Source organism: Halopseudomonas salina (assembly GCF_008641105.1).
This window is the reverse complement of the sequence record NZ_VTTI01000013.1, coordinates 37820-54153: the sequence shown is the minus strand read 5'-3', so window position 1 is coordinate 54153 and position 16334 is coordinate 37820. Positions and strand designations below refer to the sequence as shown.

Here is a 16334-nt window from a genome sequence, read left to right as displayed (position 1 = left end):
TTCAAGGGTCACTCAGACAAAAAAAGGGGATGCATCAAGCATCCCCTTTTTCGTTCGCCGTCCCCTATCAGAGCTTGGGCTTATCTTCCTGGTCTTCCTGCTGCTGACGCAGATCATGGGTCTCGGGATGATCTTCATCACCCGTCGCATCCGCGCTAGCGGGTGACTCGACCGTATCGATCGGCAGGTCAGCCTGTTGCGGATTGGCTGGACGCTCCCGTTCGGAACGCTCGGGCTGCGGACTGTCGGCTTGCTCGGCTGGCGCCGACTGCTCTTCGACTGCAGGCTGCTGAGCGACCGGGTCTACTACCGGTGCGGGCTGATCGGGCAGGGGTGTGACATCCTGAACCGGCGTTGCCGTTTCCATTGCTGTTTCCGGCTCCTCGCTGGCTGCCTGCTGTTCAGCCAAAAGCTTGGCTTCCTGCTGGCGGCGGCGAATTTCCCGCGGATCGTTATAGGCGCGTCCGCTTTCTGTTGGCGGATTCACCGGCTCCACAGGCTTCACTGGCTCGGGCTGAACTTCCGTCTGTGCGGCAACCGTTTCTTCCAGTGCCGGTGCTGGCGCTACAGGCTCTGCGTGTACCAGAACTTGCGGTTCCTGCTCGGTTGGTTCGACCGCTGCGGCGGTAATCTGGACCGCAGGCTCAGTGGGCGCCTCATTGACGGATTCAGCCGGTACTGCCGTTGGCTCTGCATCAGCGGCCTTGATCTCAGCCACTTCCTCGACAGGAGCCGGAGTGGCTTGCTGCTCGGTTGTATCTTCATCAACCGCCTTGGGTTGCGACTGGCTGAACGCCTGAACCGCATCCTCAATGGAGGACTCAAGATCGGATGCGGCCTGTTTCAAGCCGGCCTCTACAGGATCAGTCACATCACTCAGGCTGCCAGGTTGCTCCTGCTCCTGCTCGGCTACCGTTTCTTCCACACGGGCAACCGACGCTGCAGCTGTGGCTGCCACTGCGACAGCGCTGTCTGCTACAGGCTGGCTCGGCTCGTTGCTCGGCAGTTCGCTGGAAGGCGTCTGCTCGCCTTCCTGGGCGCCCTCGGAGCCGGCTGTAGTGTCATCCTGATTAACGCGGCTGCGACGATTATTGCGACGACGCTGGCTATTACGCGAGCGACGCTTGGGGCGATCGCTTTCGCCTGTCTCATCCGTGGTGTCCAGATCTGTCTGATCTTCAGCGATCGTCTGGTCTTCGTTTGCCTTTTCCTCGACAGGGCGACGCGAACGACGCTCGGCAGGTGCTTCGGAACGGCCTTGATCAGGAGTCCGGTCCTGGTTCTGATCTGGACCCTGCTCCTGCGCCGCTTGCTTGGCTTCAGTCGGGGTTTCCGGCGTACCGCGGCGGCGGCGGCGGGTAGGCGTTTCCCCCGACTTGGTTTCCGTTGCTACCGGAGCGTCACGCTTCTCGGTCTGGACCGGCGCCTCGGCGCGAGCTGCTGGAGCTTTGCGCTCGGGACGTTCGCTGCGCTCAGGACGCTCGGCGCGTTCTGGGCGCTCATTGCGTTCTGGGCGGTCACTGCGTTCGGTACGGGGGCGGCGGCCACGACCACCACGGCGCTCGTCACCACCTCGCTTGTTGTCACGTGGGGCGGGCTTGCTGGCAGAGCGCTCTGCGGGCTTGGCCGGCTCTTCGCGTGCTGGCTCTTCTTCAGAGGCGAACAGGCTCACGAGTGACTTGATCAAACCCTTGAACAATCCCGGCTGCGCATCGTGAATCGCCTTGGTGGCAGCCACGGGAGCTGCGGCGGCAACAGGCGTTGGCGCAGGGCGTGAGGGCGCCAGCGTCTTGACTGCTGCTTCCTGACGCACGATAGCCTTGGTCTGGCTGACGGGTGTGGGCTCTTCGGCAACGATTTCGCTGCTCATGGTGTAGCTGGTTTCGCCATTGAGAACGGCTTCATGGTCGTCGCGCAGACGCTGAACGTCGAAGTGCGGGGTTTCCATGTGCTCGCTGGGCAGAATCAGCAGGCGTACCTTGGTACGCTCTTCGGTTTTGGCCAGCGCTTCGCGCTTTTCGTTGAGCAGGAAGGTGGCTACAGCGATCGGCACGTGGGCGCGAACTTCTGCGGTGCGTTCCTTCAATGCTTCTTCTTCGATAAGGCGAAGTACCGACAGGGACAGGGACTCGACGTCGCGGATGGTGCCTCGGCCATTACAGCGTGGGCAGACAATACCACTGGTCTCGCCCAGGGATGGGCGCAGGCGCTGACGGGACATTTCCAGCAGACCGAAACGGGAAATCCGACCCACCTGAACACGGGCGCGGTCGGCTTCCAGGCTTTCCTTGACGCGCTCTTCAACGGCCCGCTGGTTTTTGGCAGGGGACATGTCGATGAAGTCGATCACGATCAGGCCGCCGATATCACGCAGGCGTAACTGGCGGGCGATTTCTTCAGCCGCTTCCAGGTTGGTCTGCAGTGCAGTCTCTTCGATATCGGCACCCTTGGTGGCGCGCGAGGAGTTGATATCAATGGAGACCAGAGCTTCGGTGTGGTCGATCACGATGGAGCCGCCGGAAGGCAGTTTCACTTCGCGTTCGAAGGCGGTTTCAATCTGGCTTTCAATCTGGAAACGGTTGAACAGCGGTACGGTATCTTCGTACAGCTTCACCTTGCTCGCGTACTGCGGCATGACCTGGCTGATGAAGTTCAGCGCTTCTTCCTTGACGGTCTCGCTGTCGATCAACACTTCGCCGATGTCCTGGCGCAGGTAGTCGCGGATGGCGCGGATGATGACGTTGCTTTCCTGATAGATCAGGAACGGGGAGGCGCGCTCATCGGAGGCGCCCTTGATGGCACCCCAGAGTTGCAGCAGATAATCCAGATCCCATTGCAGTTCTTCAGCACTGCGACCCAGGCCGGCGGTGCGCACGATCATGCCCATGTCGGCGGGAACGTTGAGGCTGTTGATGGCTTCGCGTAGCTCGTTGCGCTCTTCACCCTCGATGCGACGGGAAATGCCACCGGCGCGCGGGTTGTTGGGCATCAGCACCAGGTAGCGACCAGCCAGGCTGATAAAGGTCGTCAAAGCTGCGCCCTTGTTGCCGCGCTCTTCCTTGTCGACCTGGACTATGACTTCCTGGCCTTCGCGCAGTACTTCCTTGATGTTGACGCGGCCTTCAGGCTGCTTGGAGAAGTATTCGCGGGAGATTTCCTTCAGCGGCAGAAAGCCGTGGCGGTCAGAGCCGAAATCAACGAATGCAGCCTCGAGGCTGGGTTCGACACGGGTGATCTTGCCTTTATAGATGTTGGCTTTCTTCTGTTCACGTGCTCCGGATTCTATATCCAGATCGTACAGGCGCTGGCCATCTACCAGGGCGACGCGCAACTCTTCGGGTTGAGTTGCGTTGATCAGCATTCTTTTCATGAAGTACCGTTGTGTTTCCAATGCTGCCCGGATCACACAATGACGGCACCTGCGACTCGTATGACAGGTGTCAGGGGTGTTTCTGCTTGGGCCAACCTTGCCCTTGTTCAGATTTCATGTCGCTGCCACAGGGCAGGGCAATACAGTCTGTTACGGCGAGTACAGATAAACCGTTTCTGGAAGTCTTTGAAAAAGCCTGCGTGACTATCTATCCAACCATGCCACGACAGCGCCGGATGCCTACCCATGCAAATATGCTGCATGCCTGGGATGACGTTTCAGGTCGCCGGTGACCATGTCAGCGCGGGGGCCTGTTCAAAAACTGCCTTCGGGAGGAATCAGCCGGACTGGGAACGGGGACACATTGCAGGGCAACTGTCAGCGCTCGTCACATGATCCTGAAGCTGTGCATCTCCACCTGACACTTACCCATCTTGATCGGGTGCCGCTCATCGCTTTGTCGGGAGCGGGTTTATATTCTGGCTGCCAACTGGCAACCAGCGTGTCGATCAATGGTGCTTGCCGGCCTACTGTTTGATAAACGCCTGGCAAAGCCCCAAATGTCGTTGTTTCTGGGGGCTGCGCGATGGTGATGCGCCTGCTGTTTCCCCGGCTGCCTGTTACGCAGCTTTAGCGAATATAACAGCATTTTTTAAGTGCTTCAATTGCAAGAAAAAATGTATCATGCGCGGATGAATGAAAGCACAACTCCAGCAGCTCCCCCCGTACAGTTTGACCTCATCTCCGAGGACCTCGCGGGGCAGCGCATCGACAACTATCTGATCACTCGTCTCAAGGGCGCGCCGCGCACGCTGGTCTACCGGATCCTGCGCAAGGGCGAGGTGCGCGTCAATAAAGGAAGGGTCAAGCCGGACTACCGTTTGCAGGCGGGTGACAGCATACGTATACCGCCAGTACGCTTACCGGAACCCAATGAGCCAGCGCTGGTCGGTCAGGGCATTCTGCAGGCGTTGGAGCAGAACATTCTGTATGAGGACAAGGGGCTGATTGTTATCAACAAGCCCGCGGGTCTTGCCGTGCACGGTGGCAGTGGCCTCAATTTCGGTGTGATCGAGGCGATGCGCCAGTTGCGTCCCGATGTGCCGCAGATGGAGCTGGTACACCGGCTGGACCGCGACACCTCCGGCTGCCTGATGATCGCCAAGAAGCGCAGTATGCTCCGTCATCTGCATGCGGCATTACGCGGTGATGGCGTGCGCAAGTGCTATCTGGCACTGGTGCGCGGCCATTGGCCTGCTACCACGCGAAAAGTTCACGCGCCTCTGCAGAAGAATAATCTGCGGTCCGGCGAGCGAATGGTCGAGGTAAATGCCGAGGGCAAGGAATCTCTGACCGAGTTCAGCGTGGTTCAGCGCTTTGGCGATTTCGCCACTTTGGTGGAAGCTCGTCCGATTACCGGCCGTACCCACCAGATCCGTGTGCATGCTCGGCATGCCGGTCATGTGATTGCTGGCGATCCGAAATATGGAAGCGACGAATTTTCCCAGCAGATAAAAGAGCTGGGGGGTAAACGGCTCTTTCTGCATGCAGCCTCGCTGCATGTCGAGTTGCCCGACGGCACTCAGTTGGACGTGAAGGCCGAGCCTGGCCGCATGTGGGATGACACCCTGCGCAGGCTGGCCAATGCCTGAACTAAAAACACTGATCTTTGACTGGGATGGAACGCTGTGTGACTCCATCAGCCGGATTGTCGAGTCCATGGTGGCTGCGGCGAAGCTGACTGGTCTGGACGTGCCTTCCGAGCGGGCGGTGCGCGATATCATCGGCCTGGGTCTGCCCGAAGCTATAGCGATTCTGTTTCCTGGTCTGAATGAGCCCTGGTTGGTGGAGAAGCTGCGTCAGGAATACAGCGAACATTATGTGGCGCTTGAGCAGCAGCCAGCGAACTTGTTTCCCGGCGTGTTGGAAGCGCTGGACAGCTTCCGCTCGGCGGGGTTCAAGATGGCAGTGGCCACTGGCAAGAGTCGTCGCGGCCTGGATCGCGTTCTGGCTGCTCACGACTTGACGGGGTTTTTCGATATGACCCGCTGCGCCGATGAAACCCTGAGTAAACCGCATCCACGCATGCTGGAGGAAATTCTCAACCGACTGGAAACGCCGGCCAGTTGCGCGTTGATGCTCGGCGACAGCGAATTCGACATGCGCATGGCCCATGGTGCGAGGGTGCGGGCTATTGCCGCAACCTACGGCGCACAGTCCCGGGAACACCTGTTGCAAAGCCGCCCCGAGCATTGTATTGATGCTTTCAACGAATTTCCGGGCTTCGTTATGCCCGCGTCAAAGGCTGTGTAGCAGCAGAGGATAGATGATGTCACAGGATAAATGGACCGATGGTCCCATGCTCAATCGTGATCAGGCTCAGGCAGGCGCGAATAACGTCAAGGCCTGGGAACTGATCGAGCGCACCATGCTGGCTTCGGTCCAGGAGCAGCGCAGGGCGCGGCGTTGGGGTATCTTCTTCAAGCTGTTGATATTCATCTATCTGTTTGGCGGCATAGCATTGTTTTCACCTTTATTATCGATGGAAGGTGCCGCTTCCCTGGAGCCGCACACAGCCGTAATCGAGTTGCGTGGACCGATTGCTGACCAGCAGGAAGCCGGTGCCGATAATCTGATTACCAGTCTTCGCGAGGCCTTCGAAGACGAAAATACGCGCGGAATTGTGTTACGAATTAATAGCCCGGGCGGCAGTCCGGTACAATCCGGCTACGTGTACGATGAAATTGTGCGGCTCCGTGGCCTTTACCCTGATACGCGCGTTTACGCTGTCATTACCGATCTGGGGGCCTCCGGTGCCTATTATATCGCGGCTGCAGCTGATGAGATTTATGCTGACAAGGCGAGCCTGGTTGGATCCATAGGTGTTACTGCCGCGGGGTTCGGTTTTGTTGAGACCCTCGACAAGCTGGGCGTCGAGCGCCGCATTTATGCCTCCGGAGAACACAAAACCTTTCTCGATCCTTTCCAGCCCGAGAGGCCTGAAGAAACTGAGTTCTGGCAGGATGTGCTGGGAACCGTGCATCAGCAGTTTATCGATCAGGTCAAGGCGGGTCGTGGTGACAGACTCAAGGAGCACCCTGATATGTTCAGTGGTCTTATCTGGTCTGGTGAGCAGGCATTGGAGCTGGGTCTGATCGATGGCTTTGGCAGTACCTCGCAGGTTGCGCGTGAGGTGGTAGGGGTGGAAGAGTTAGTGGATTTCACTCACCGGGAGTCAGCATTCGAGCGTTTCGCTCGTCAGATAGGTGCGAGCATGGGCAATACGCTTTCGACTCATCTCGGTCTGAGTGCGCCTTTATTGCGTTAGGCGTACTCAGGGCAGGCTGAAGCCCTCCTGCATGAGCATGTCGCACAGCCTGATCAGAGGTAGCCCGATCAGGCTGTTGGGGTCCTCTCCACGCAGTGCGCGAAACAGCGTGATGCCCAGGCCCTCCATCTTGAAGCTGCCAGCGCAATCATAAGGTTGCTCGCGCTGCAGGTACCTGTCGATCTGCTCATCAGAGAGGTCCCGGAAAACTACGTCGAAAGGCTCTACGGCTATCTGATGGCTACCTGTCTGAGTGTTGAGCAGGCATAGTGCGGTTGAAAATCGCAGGGTTCTTCCGCTACAGCGTCGCAACTGTTGAGCAGCAGCCTGGTGGTTGCCGGGTTTGCTTACTGGAATGCCATCCAGCAGCAGCACCTGATCTGAACCGATAATCAGATGATTTGGCCAGGCCGGTGCGAGAGCTTGTGCCTTGGCAAGTGCCAGCCGCTGGGTCAGCTCTGCGGCACTCTCGCCGGGCGTAGGGGTCTCGTCGATGTCCGGGGCGGCCCATTTGAAGGGCAGGCCCAGGCGGGCGAGTAGCTCGCGGCGGTAGGGTGAGCCCGAGGCAAGTATCAGCGGCAGCATGGGTCTGTCCTGCGAGGATTGAATGGTCGACTATCCTAACCTCTGTGGCCAAGCCTTGCATAAATCTGCAAATAGTTTTGACAGCGGGGTGCATGATGCCTAGAATTGCGCGCTTATGTCTGGACCCATACCCGCACACATAGAGCCGCGCAAGCTGGTTGACCGTGAAATCGTTCTCGAGGGAACGGTGGCTGCCGTCAAGATGCCCAGGTTGAGCGCGCTTTTGGACGCCCCCGCAGGGGACGTTCAGGTCAAGCTCGCTTTCGCACGGGACGAGCAGGGTATTGCTACTCTGCACGGGCACTACCAGGCCGAGGTTGCGCTGATTTGTCAGCGTTGTCTCGAGCAGGTCGTGGTACCGCTCGATAGTCAGTGTGACGTGGGTTTTGTCGAAAGTGATGAGGCAGCCAAAAATCTGCCGAAGCACTACGAACCGGTTATTGTGGATGATGAACCCCTGGATCTGCATGCGCTGATCGAGGACGAACTGTTACTGGCTCTGCCACCAGTTCCGATGCATCCAATGGAAACATGCGAGCATCCTCCGGGCTATACCCCTGACCCGGTGGACGTTGAAGAACCGGCTGAAAAGCCCAACCCCTTCAGTGTGCTTGCATCGTTAAAACGTGATACCTGAAAAGCTTAGGAGCTTATCGCCATGGCAGTACAGCAGAACAAAAAGTCTCGTTCAGCACGCGGCATGCGCCGTTCACACGATGCGCTGTCTTCAGCAGCACTGTCTGTGGACAGCACCACCGGCGAGACTCACCTCCGTCACCATGTGACCCCAGATGGCTTCTACCGTGGCCGTCAGGTTGTCAACAAGGACAGCGAAGAGTAAGTCTTGTCCACGTCAATCCGCTTAGCGATTGATGTGATGGGCGGGGACTTCGGTCCCCGTTGCATTATCCCTGCGGTAGCCCGTAGCCTCCGGCAGATACCTGATCTGTACGTGCTTCTGGTTGGTGATGCCGAGCAGTTGGCGTCCCTATGTAACAAACATCGGCTTCCGTCCGGACGCATACGGTGTATTCCTACCACGCAAATCATTCATGCCAGCGATTCTCCTGCCAGCGTTCTGCGCCGCAAGCCGGATGCATCCATGCGCGTGGCTATCGAACAGGTGCGTGACGGGCATGCTGATGCCTGTCTGAGCGCCGGTAATACCGGTGCGCTAATGGTCCTGTCGCGCTCCATTCTTGGCACCCTAGATCAAATCGAGCGCCCTGCGATCATGGCTGCGCTGCCGGTGGCGGGTAAAGCCTGCTATCTGCTTGATCTGGGTGCCAATGTGGATTGCACTGCGCTGCAGCTCGTCCAGTTTGCCGTGATGGGGTCCGAGGCCGCACGTGAGTTATCCGGGCTGCAGGAGCCGCGCGTTGGTTTGTTGAACATAGGTAGTGAAGTCAACAAGGGCAGTCAGCGGGTACGAGAGGCCAGCGAATTGCTGCGCCAGCACGCCTCGCTTAATTACGTCGGTCACGTGGAGGGCGACGGCCTGTTCCGGGGTGATGCGGATGTGGTGGTCTGTGACGGTTTTGTGGGCAATGTGGTGCTCAAGGCCAGCGAGGGGCTGGCCAGTTATATGCAGGAAGAGCTTCGCCAGGCGCTGACAGCCAACCTGTTATTGCGTTGCCTTTCACCCCTGTTGCGTCTCGCCCTGCGGCCCATGAATCGGCGGCACGATCCCGGTTGCTACAATGGCGCTAGCTTGCTTGGTCTCAAGGGGGTCGTGGTCAAGAGCCACGGAGGTGCCGACGAAGATGCTTTTACAGCGGCCATTGACCGCGCAGCCCAGGCCGGCCGAAGCAACCTTCCTCAGCATATTGCCCGTCGGCTCGGGTCGGCCGGACCTGGCAGCCCGTGACATATGGGCGGGTTAATCTGTGACCCGTGCAGGTCCGTGGCCATCCAAACAATTACTAGCAAATGGCTAACAGCGAATATGACAATAAACGAGGATGATGGAATGTCTCAAACCCTTGCATTTGTTTTTCCCGGTCAGGGCTCGCAGGCAGTTGGCATGCTTGCCTCGCTTGCTCAGGAGCACAGCCAGATCACCGAGACCTTTGTCGAAGCCTCCGAGGTGCTCGGCTATGATCTCTGGGCGCTCTGTCAGGATGGGCCGGAAGCCGATCTGAACCGTACCGATCGTACTCAGCCGGCGATTCTGGCGGCCTCCGTCGCGCTCTGGCGCCTCTGGTGCTCAACTAATCCTGTCCGCCCGGCATATGTTGCTGGCCACAGCCTGGGTGAGTATTCCGCTTTGGTGGCAGCAGAGGTAATCAGCTTTGCTGATGCGTTGCGACTGGTCGAGCGTCGCGGCCAGTTGATGCAGCAGGCCGTGCCTGAAGGGCAGGGCGGTATGGCTGCCATTCTGGGGCTGGAAGACAATCAGATTGTTGATATCTGTGCTCAGGCAGCCCAGGGAGAAGTAGTCAGCGCTGTCAACTTCAATGCGCCGGGCCAGGTGGTTATAGCCGGTCAGGCCAGCGCTGTTGAGCGCGCTATTGAACAGTGCAAGGCAGCTGGCGCCAAGCGTGCTATTGCGCTACCGGTCAGCGTGCCCTCGCACTGTGCCCTGATGAAGCCGGCTGCAGAGCAGTTGAGCACTGATCTGGACGTACTGAGCTGGCGAGAGCCGCAGATCATCCTAGTGCAGAACGTATCGGCCCGGCCTGCTGCTGACCTGGATAGCTTGCGTCAGCAGCTGGTTGAGCAACTTTACAATCCGGTACGCTGGGTGGAGAGCATTGAATGGATGGCTGCCCAGGGCGTTACCGATTTGGTCGAGTGTGGACCCGGACGCGTTTTATCAGGCTTGAACAAGCGCTGCGTCAAGGGTATTGGTACCCACAATCTTGATTCGGCAGAGGCTTTCACCGCTGCCAGCAATACGTTAAAGCAAGGAGCCTGACTATGAGTATCGAAGGAAAAGTGGCACTGGTTACCGGCGCCAGCCGGGGTATCGGGCAGGCAATCGCCCACGCGCTCGCTGCCAAGGGAGCGATCGTTGTTGGCACTGCAACCACTGATTCCGGTGCAGCCGCGATTGCCGAAAAGCTCCATGCTGCCGGATACCAGGGTGCAGGAATGAAGCTGGATGTGCGTGATCCTCAGTCGGTATCCGAGGTGTTGGAGCGCATCAGCAAAGAGTTCGCGGCTCCGGCAATTCTGGTCAATAATGCGGGCATCACCAGCGATAATCTGCTTATGCGCATGAAAGATGACGAGTGGGACGACGTCGTCGGTACCAACCTGGGCTCGGTCTTCAGGTTGTCAAAAGCGGTACTGCGGGGTATGACCAAGGCTCGCTGGGGGCGTATCATCAACATCAGCTCTGTGGTGGCGGGCATGGGTAACGCCGGTCAATCCAATTACGCAGCATCCAAGGCGGGCATGGAAGGCTTTACCCGTGCCCTGGCCCGCGAGGTTGGCTCTCGCTCGATTACGGTCAATGCGGTGGCGCCGGGCTTTATTGACACCGACATGACCAAGGCATTGAATGAAGGCCAGCGCTCTGCGATGCTCGAGCAGATCCCGCTGGGTCGTCTTGGTCAGGCCGAAGAAATCGCCGCAGCAGTCGAATTTCTGACTGGTGAGTCGGCCGGTTACATTACCGGCGCGGTTATTCCGGTGAACGGCGGCATGTTTATGAGCTAAGATGTAACCCCTCTGGCATGGGCTTTTGCGCCCTCCAGACTGGAACAGATTTTACGCGGTGAGGGCCTGCTGGCCTTTACCTCTTTGAGATAGAAACGATTGATGCTTGAAATAACGTAAATTGTTTCTATAAACTACGCGCAGTCCGGCTTTCCGGAACTGCAACCAGGAGTGAGAACAAGGTATGAGTACCATCGAAGAACGCGTCAAGAAAATCGTTGCCGAGCAGCTCGGCGTCAAAGAAGAAGAAGTGACCAACAGCGCTTCTTTTGTTGAAGACCTTGGCGCTGACTCGCTTGATACCGTTGAGCTGGTCATGGCTCTCGAGGAAGAATTCGAGACCGAGATCCCGGATGAAGATGCCGAGAAAATCACCACCGTTCAAGAAGCCATCGACTACGTGAATGCTCACCAGAAGTAATCACAAAGTCAGCTGACTGAATACAAAAAAGCCGCAGTTCTTTCCTTGAACTGCGGCTTTTTTGCATCCATTTCACCATGAGCCGCTGCTTACTTCGGTTGCTGTTATTGCCGAGTGCGCCCTTTATGCGGACAATACCGTCCGATTGCCGCGAGATTATGTACTGTCTCGTCATCCCTGAGAGTTGAATAAGGAGCATCCTGTGTCGCGCAGACGCGTCGTGGTAACCGGCCTTGGCATGTTGACCCCTTTGGGCAACACGGTGGACAGCAGTTGGCAGGCAGCCCTGGCGGGCAAGAGCGGTATCGGGCCTATCGAGCATATGGATGTGAGTGCCTTTGGCACGCGCTTCGGCGGATCAATCCGCGAGTTCGATATCGAGCCGTACATGGCGCCCAAGGAGGCGCGCAAGCTTGATCTGTTCATCCAGTATGGTATTGCTGCCTGCATCCAGGCGCTCACCGACTCGGGCGTGGAGGTTACCGACGACAATCGCGACCGGATCGGCGTTTCCATGGGGTCGGGAATTGGTGGCCTGACCAATATCGAGAAGAATCACGAGTTGTTGCTGGCCAGTGGGCCGCGGCGCATTTCACCGTTTTTCGTGCCCGGCTCGATCATCAACATGGTTGCCGGTTACTTCTCCATACAGTACGGCCTGCAAGGCCCGAACTATGCACTGACTACAGCCTGTACCACAGGTACCCACAGCATCGGCATGGCCGCCCGCAATATTGCCTACGGTGAAGCGGACGTGATGATTACCGGTGGTTCGGAGATGGCTACCAGTGGTCTGGGTCTGGGGGGGTTCAGCGCTGCCCGGGCACTCTCCACGCGCAATGATGCCCCGACGGCTGCCAGCCGGCCATGGGACCGCGACCGGGACGGTTTTGTCTTGTCCGATGGTTCCGGGGCACTGGTGCTCGAGGAGTACGAACATGCCAAGGCACGTGGCGCACACATTTACGCCGAACTTATCGGCTTTGGCATGAGCGGCGATGCCTATCACATGACCGCACCCCCGGAAGATGGACGTGGTGGTGCAAAGTGCATGACCAATGCACTGCGTGATGCCGGTGTGGATCCTTCGGCAGTCGGTTATATCAACGCCCACGGTACCTCTACCTCGGCAGGCGACTTGGCGGAGACGCGCGCGGTCAAAACGGTGTTTGGCGACCATGCTCAGGCATTGGCGATCAGCTCCACCAAGTCCATGACCGGCCATTTGCTTGGTGCGGCCGGGGCCGTCGAAGCGATTTTCAGTATTCTGGCTCTGCGTGATCAGGTAGCACCGCCAACCATCAATCTCGATAATCCCGATGAGGGCTGTGATCTGGATTATGTGGCTCATGAGGCTCAGCAGCGTTCTCTTGAGGTCGTGGTGTCCAATTCATTCGGCTTTGGTGGCACCAACGGCAGTCTGGTGTTCCGTCGTCTCTGATGGCGGACCCAAGTCTGGATAATTTGCAGTTGCCGCAAACGATGGTCAACGGTCAGCAGCGTAGCGAGGTGTCGGTGCTGGACCGAGGCCTTGCCTATGGTGACGGCCTGTTTGAAACCATGCGCGTCGTTGACGGACGCATTGCGTTGCTCGACTACCATCTGGCCCGGTTACGTCGTGGTCTGTTGGCCCTGAAGATGGATGCAGATCAGACTGCCATTATCTCGGAGCTCAATGCGCTGGCGGGGCAACTGGGTGATGGTGTTCTCAAGATGACCCTGACCCGGGGGATTGGAAAGCGGGGCTACGGCATTCCTGCACAGGCCCAGCCCACGCGCATCTGTCAGAGTTTTGCCCCCACGGGTTACCCCATTGAAAATGCCCGCACCGGTATCAGGTTGTTCGAATGCCAGACACGCCTGGCCGTTCAGCCCCTGCTGGCCGGAATCAAGCACCTGAACCGTCTCGAGCAGGTGCTCGCGCGAAGCGAATGGTCCGATTCCATCCATGCTGAGGGTATGGTGCGCGATACACTGGGGAACGTGATCGAATGCACCATGAGCAACCTGTTCATGCTTCACGGAGAACGCTGGGTGACGCCTGATCTGTCCGGGTGTGGAGTGCAGGGGGTCATGCGTGATTACCTGATTGACCGGTTGGGGCAGGCCGGTGAGTCGGTTGAAGTCAGAAAAGTCGACTTTTCGACCTTGCTTGAGAGCACCGAAGTATTCTGCTGCAACAGCCTTTACGGTGTCTGGCCGGTAATTGGCCTGGCGGATACAAGCTGGTCGATCGGATCCCGAACACGCCAGGCGCAGCGTCTGGCAGAGCAGGTGATAAAGTGAAGTTGATTCTGCGTATTGTCCGTTTACTTATTGTTTTATCGGTTTTTTCTTTTCTTGCTGTGGGGCTTTGGGCGTATCTGACCCTTGAGGATGTGCTGGAGCAACCTGTTCGTGTGGATGAGCCCGTCAGTCTGGATGTAGTGCCGGGAAGTACACCAGCCAGGGTTCTTGCGAACCTCGAGAATGACGGTCGGATTGATCGGGCCCAGTGGCTGCGTCGTTACTGGCAATGGCAGATGCCCGATTCGGTGCTGCAGGTCGGGGAGTATCAGCTTGAGCCCGGCATGTCAGCTGCGGAGCTTCTGCGCCGGCTGGATGCCGGTGAGGTAGTGCGACGCAGCGTGACGCTGGTTGAAGGCTGGAACTTCCAGCAGGTTCGCGCACAGCTGGCCAAGGCGGAGCGCCTTGAGCAGTCACTGGATCCGCAGGCGAGCAACGAGCAGGTCATGACGACATTGGGTCTGGAGGGGGTACATCCGGAGGGTCGGTTTTTCCCCGATACCTACCAGTACACCTTCGGCATGAGTGACCGTGACATTCTGCTCAGGTCCTACCAGCGCATGGAAGAGGTGTTGGCTGATGTCTGGCAGAAGCGGGCTGACGATCTGCCGGTCAAGACGCCCTACGAGGCGCTGATACTGGCCTCGATCATCGAGCGGGAAACAGGGGTGCCGCAGGAGCGTGGCGAAATTGCCGGTGTCTTTACCCGACGCCTGCGGATTGGCATGCGCCTGCAGACTGACCCGACGGTTATCTATGGCATGGGCGATGCCTACCAGGGCAACATCCGGCGCAGTGATTTGCGCCGACCCACTGCCTACAACACCTACACTATTGACGGATTGCCGCCGACACCTATCGCCATGCCGGGCCGCGGAGCGCTGGAAGCGGCGGTGAATCCGAAATCCGGGACTAGTCTCTATTTCGTTGCCCGCGGCGATGGCAGTCATGTGTTCTCTGACTCCCTGCGCGAGCACAACCGTGCTGTTCAGCAATACCAGATACGGCAGCGGGCCGAGAGCTACAGGTCGAGCCCGGCGGCATCGGGCGGCACAGGGGAGAGTGCAGAATGAGCGGGCTGTTCATCACGTTCGAGGGGCCGGAAGGGGCAGGCAAGTCGACCAATTTGCAGCTCTTTGCCGCGGCGTTGCGCGAGTCTGGCTGTGATCCGCTATTGACCCGCGAGCCGGGTGGTACGCCGATTGCCGAGAAGATTCGTGAGGTGCTGCTTAGCCACCACGATGAGCCCATGTGCTCGGATGCAGAGCTGCTGTTGATGTTTGCGGCGCGTGCGCAGCATATCGATCGTCTTATTCGTCCAGCCCTGGACAGGGGCCAGGTGGTGATCAGTGACCGGTTTACAGATGCTACCTATGCCTATCAGGGCGGTGGCCGCGGAATAGCGGTCCAGCGTATTGCCGCACTTGAGGAATGGGTCCAGGGCCCCTTGCGTCCGGACCTGACTGTTGTTTTCGATGTGCCCGTTGCAGTTGGTATGCAGCGAGCCCGGGCGCGCAGTGAGCTGGATCGTTTTGAAGTGGAGCAAACGGCGTTTTTCGAGGCGGTTCGTCAGACCTACCTTGAACGTGCCTCGGCAGATCCGGGCCGTTACCGGATAATCGACGCCAGTGGTACGCTCGATCAGGTTGCCCAGGCTATGCGGCCTCTGGTTGCTCAGGTCTTGGAGCAATGGCATGCCTGAGATCGCCTTTCCCTGGCAGCAGGAGGTCTGGTCGCAGTTGACCGAGCAGCAGGAGCACGCCCACGCCTACCTGTTCAGCGGGTTGCCGGGCGTAGGTAAACGGCGCTTCGCCCATGCGTTTGCTGCTTTTCTGTTATGCGAAAAACCCGCCCAGGGCATGGCATGCGGGCGCTGTCGCAGTTGCCTGCTGCGCGAAGCCGGTACCCACCCGGACCTGCTTTTGATCACGCCGGAGGAGGAAGGCAAAGCAATTCGTGTCGATGCTATCAGGCAGTTGGTCGACTTTATGGGGCAGACAGCGCAGCAGGGAGGTAGCAAAGTCATTGTTCTGCATCCAGCCGAGGCGATGAACCAGAACGCGGCCAACGCCTTGCTCAAGTCACTCGAAGAACCGACTGCCGCGACCTATCTGCTGTTGGTCACCGATCAGCCGGGGCGGCTGCTGCCAACAGTGCGCAGTCGCTGCCGCGCTCAGCGGCTGCCGACTCCCGCGCGGGAATCAGCACTCGCCTGGCTGGCAGAAAGCGTGCCTGAGTTAGGTGCCGAACAGCGACTGGTACTCTTGCAGATGGCAGCAGGTGCCCCCCTGCGCGCAGCCGCGTTGCATGAAATGGATGCGGTGCAGTTGCGCATGGGCGTGGTTGACAACATTAAGGCATTACTCAAGGACAAACAGTCTCCCAGCCAGGTAGCCGAAAGCTGGGCAAAAATTCCCCTTGAACTGCTGATCGACTGGTTTTGCAGCTGGACGCTGGATTTGCTCAAACTGCATACGGGTGCCATTACGCACGCGGAGAACGGCGACATGGATGTGGTGCTTGGTTACATGGCCAAACATGTTCAAGCGCAAGAGTTGATGCAGTGGCAGGACTGGTTGCTCGCCCATCGGTCGATGACCCTGGGCAAGGCGAACCTCAACCGGGGGCTGTTTCTCGAGACCTTGTTGCTAGAGTGGAAACAGTTGCTGAAAAAGCGTTAA

At 58.5% G+C, this 16334-nt stretch carries 16 protein-coding genes; 14 read left to right on the top strand and 2 right to left on the bottom strand.

Going from position 1 to position 16334, the window contains the following annotated elements; genetic code table 11:
• Positions 1-67: 67 nt before the first annotated feature.
• The gene (rne, locus tag FZF01_RS17200; protein WP_150276781.1) at positions 68-3370 is read right to left on the bottom strand and encodes a ribonuclease E; all 3303 of its coding nucleotides are present in this window, start codon (positions 3368-3370) and stop codon (positions 68-70) included.
• A gap of 692 nt (positions 3371-4062) precedes the next feature.
• On the opposite strand from rne, the gene rluC reads away from it, so the two are divergent.
• The 3 genes from rluC to FZF01_RS17185 are packed head-to-tail and all read left to right on the top strand — an operon-like array spanning position 4063 to position 6698.
• Complete coding sequence (rluC, locus tag FZF01_RS17195; protein ID WP_150276782.1) at positions 4063-5022, top strand: 23S rRNA pseudouridine(955/2504/2580) synthase RluC; 960 nt, start codon at positions 4063-4065, stop codon at positions 5020-5022.
• On the top strand, positions 5015-5683 hold the full coding sequence (locus FZF01_RS17190) for an HAD-IA family hydrolase (protein ID WP_150276783.1): 669 nt from the start codon (positions 5015-5017) through the stop codon (positions 5681-5683). The genes rluC and FZF01_RS17190 overlap by 8 nt, the downstream gene beginning before the upstream one ends.
• Positions 5684-5729: 46 nt before the next feature.
• Positions 5730-6698: a S49 family peptidase gene (locus tag FZF01_RS17185; RefSeq protein ID WP_150277101.1), complete on the top strand. Its 969-nt coding sequence runs from the start codon at positions 5730-5732 to the stop codon at positions 6696-6698.
• A 6-nt stretch (positions 6699-6704) separates the two neighbouring features.
• Here FZF01_RS17185 and FZF01_RS17180 read toward each other — a convergent pair whose 3' ends face one another.
• Complete coding sequence (locus FZF01_RS17180) at positions 6705-7283, bottom strand: Maf family protein (RefSeq protein WP_150276784.1); 579 nt, start codon at positions 7281-7283, stop codon at positions 6705-6707.
• 115 nt (positions 7284-7398) lie between these two features.
• Between FZF01_RS17180 and FZF01_RS17175 the strand changes: the two genes are divergently transcribed.
• From FZF01_RS17175 to FZF01_RS17125, 11 genes are all read left to right on the top strand, one after another.
• The gene (locus FZF01_RS17175) at positions 7399-7920 is read left to right on the top strand and encodes a YceD family protein (RefSeq protein ID WP_150276785.1); all 522 of its coding nucleotides are present in this window, start codon (positions 7399-7401) and stop codon (positions 7918-7920) included.
• A 21-nt stretch (positions 7921-7941) separates the two neighbouring features.
• Complete coding sequence (gene rpmF, locus FZF01_RS17170; protein WP_150276786.1) at positions 7942-8124, top strand: 50S ribosomal protein L32; 183 nt, start codon at positions 7942-7944, stop codon at positions 8122-8124.
• Positions 8125-8127: 3 nt separating this feature from the next.
• A complete protein-coding gene (gene plsX, locus FZF01_RS17165) occupies positions 8128-9150 on the top strand; it encodes a phosphate acyltransferase PlsX (RefSeq protein WP_150276787.1) in 1023 nt (340 codons plus the stop codon).
• Between the two features lie 102 nt (positions 9151-9252).
• Positions 9253-10200 (top strand): ACP S-malonyltransferase, encoded by a 948-nt coding sequence (gene fabD, locus FZF01_RS17160; protein ID WP_150276788.1) that lies wholly within the window; start codon positions 9253-9255, stop codon positions 10198-10200.
• Between the two features lie 2 nt (positions 10201-10202).
• Entirely contained in the window at positions 10203-10946 is a 744-nt protein-coding gene (fabG, locus tag FZF01_RS17155; RefSeq protein ID WP_150276789.1) for a 3-oxoacyl-ACP reductase FabG, read from the top strand.
• A gap of 184 nt (positions 10947-11130) precedes the next feature.
• Entirely contained in the window at positions 11131-11367 is a 237-nt protein-coding gene (acpP, locus tag FZF01_RS17150) for an acyl carrier protein (RefSeq protein ID WP_092385036.1), read from the top strand.
• Positions 11368-11569: 202 nt separating this feature from the next.
• On the top strand, positions 11570-12808 hold the full coding sequence (fabF, locus tag FZF01_RS17145; protein ID WP_150276790.1) for a beta-ketoacyl-ACP synthase II: 1239 nt from the start codon (positions 11570-11572) through the stop codon (positions 12806-12808).
• The gene (gene pabC, locus FZF01_RS17140; RefSeq protein WP_373286446.1) at positions 12808-13653 is read left to right on the top strand and encodes an aminodeoxychorismate lyase; all 846 of its coding nucleotides are present in this window, start codon (positions 12808-12810) and stop codon (positions 13651-13653) included. The genes fabF and pabC overlap by 1 nt, the downstream gene beginning before the upstream one ends.
• 2 nt (positions 13654-13655) lie before the next feature.
• Positions 13656-14726: an endolytic transglycosylase MltG gene (gene mltG, locus FZF01_RS17135; protein ID WP_188434452.1), complete on the top strand. Its 1071-nt coding sequence runs from the start codon at positions 13656-13658 to the stop codon at positions 14724-14726.
• Positions 14723-15355 carry a dTMP kinase gene (tmk, locus tag FZF01_RS17130; protein WP_150276791.1) on the top strand — a complete coding sequence of 211 codons (633 nt, stop codon included), beginning with the start codon at positions 14723-14725 and terminating at the stop codon, positions 15353-15355. The genes mltG and tmk overlap by 4 nt, the downstream gene beginning before the upstream one ends.
• The gene (locus FZF01_RS17125) at positions 15348-16334 is read left to right on the top strand and encodes a DNA polymerase III subunit delta' (protein ID WP_150276792.1); all 987 of its coding nucleotides are present in this window, start codon (positions 15348-15350) and stop codon (positions 16332-16334) included. The genes tmk and FZF01_RS17125 overlap by 8 nt, the downstream gene beginning before the upstream one ends.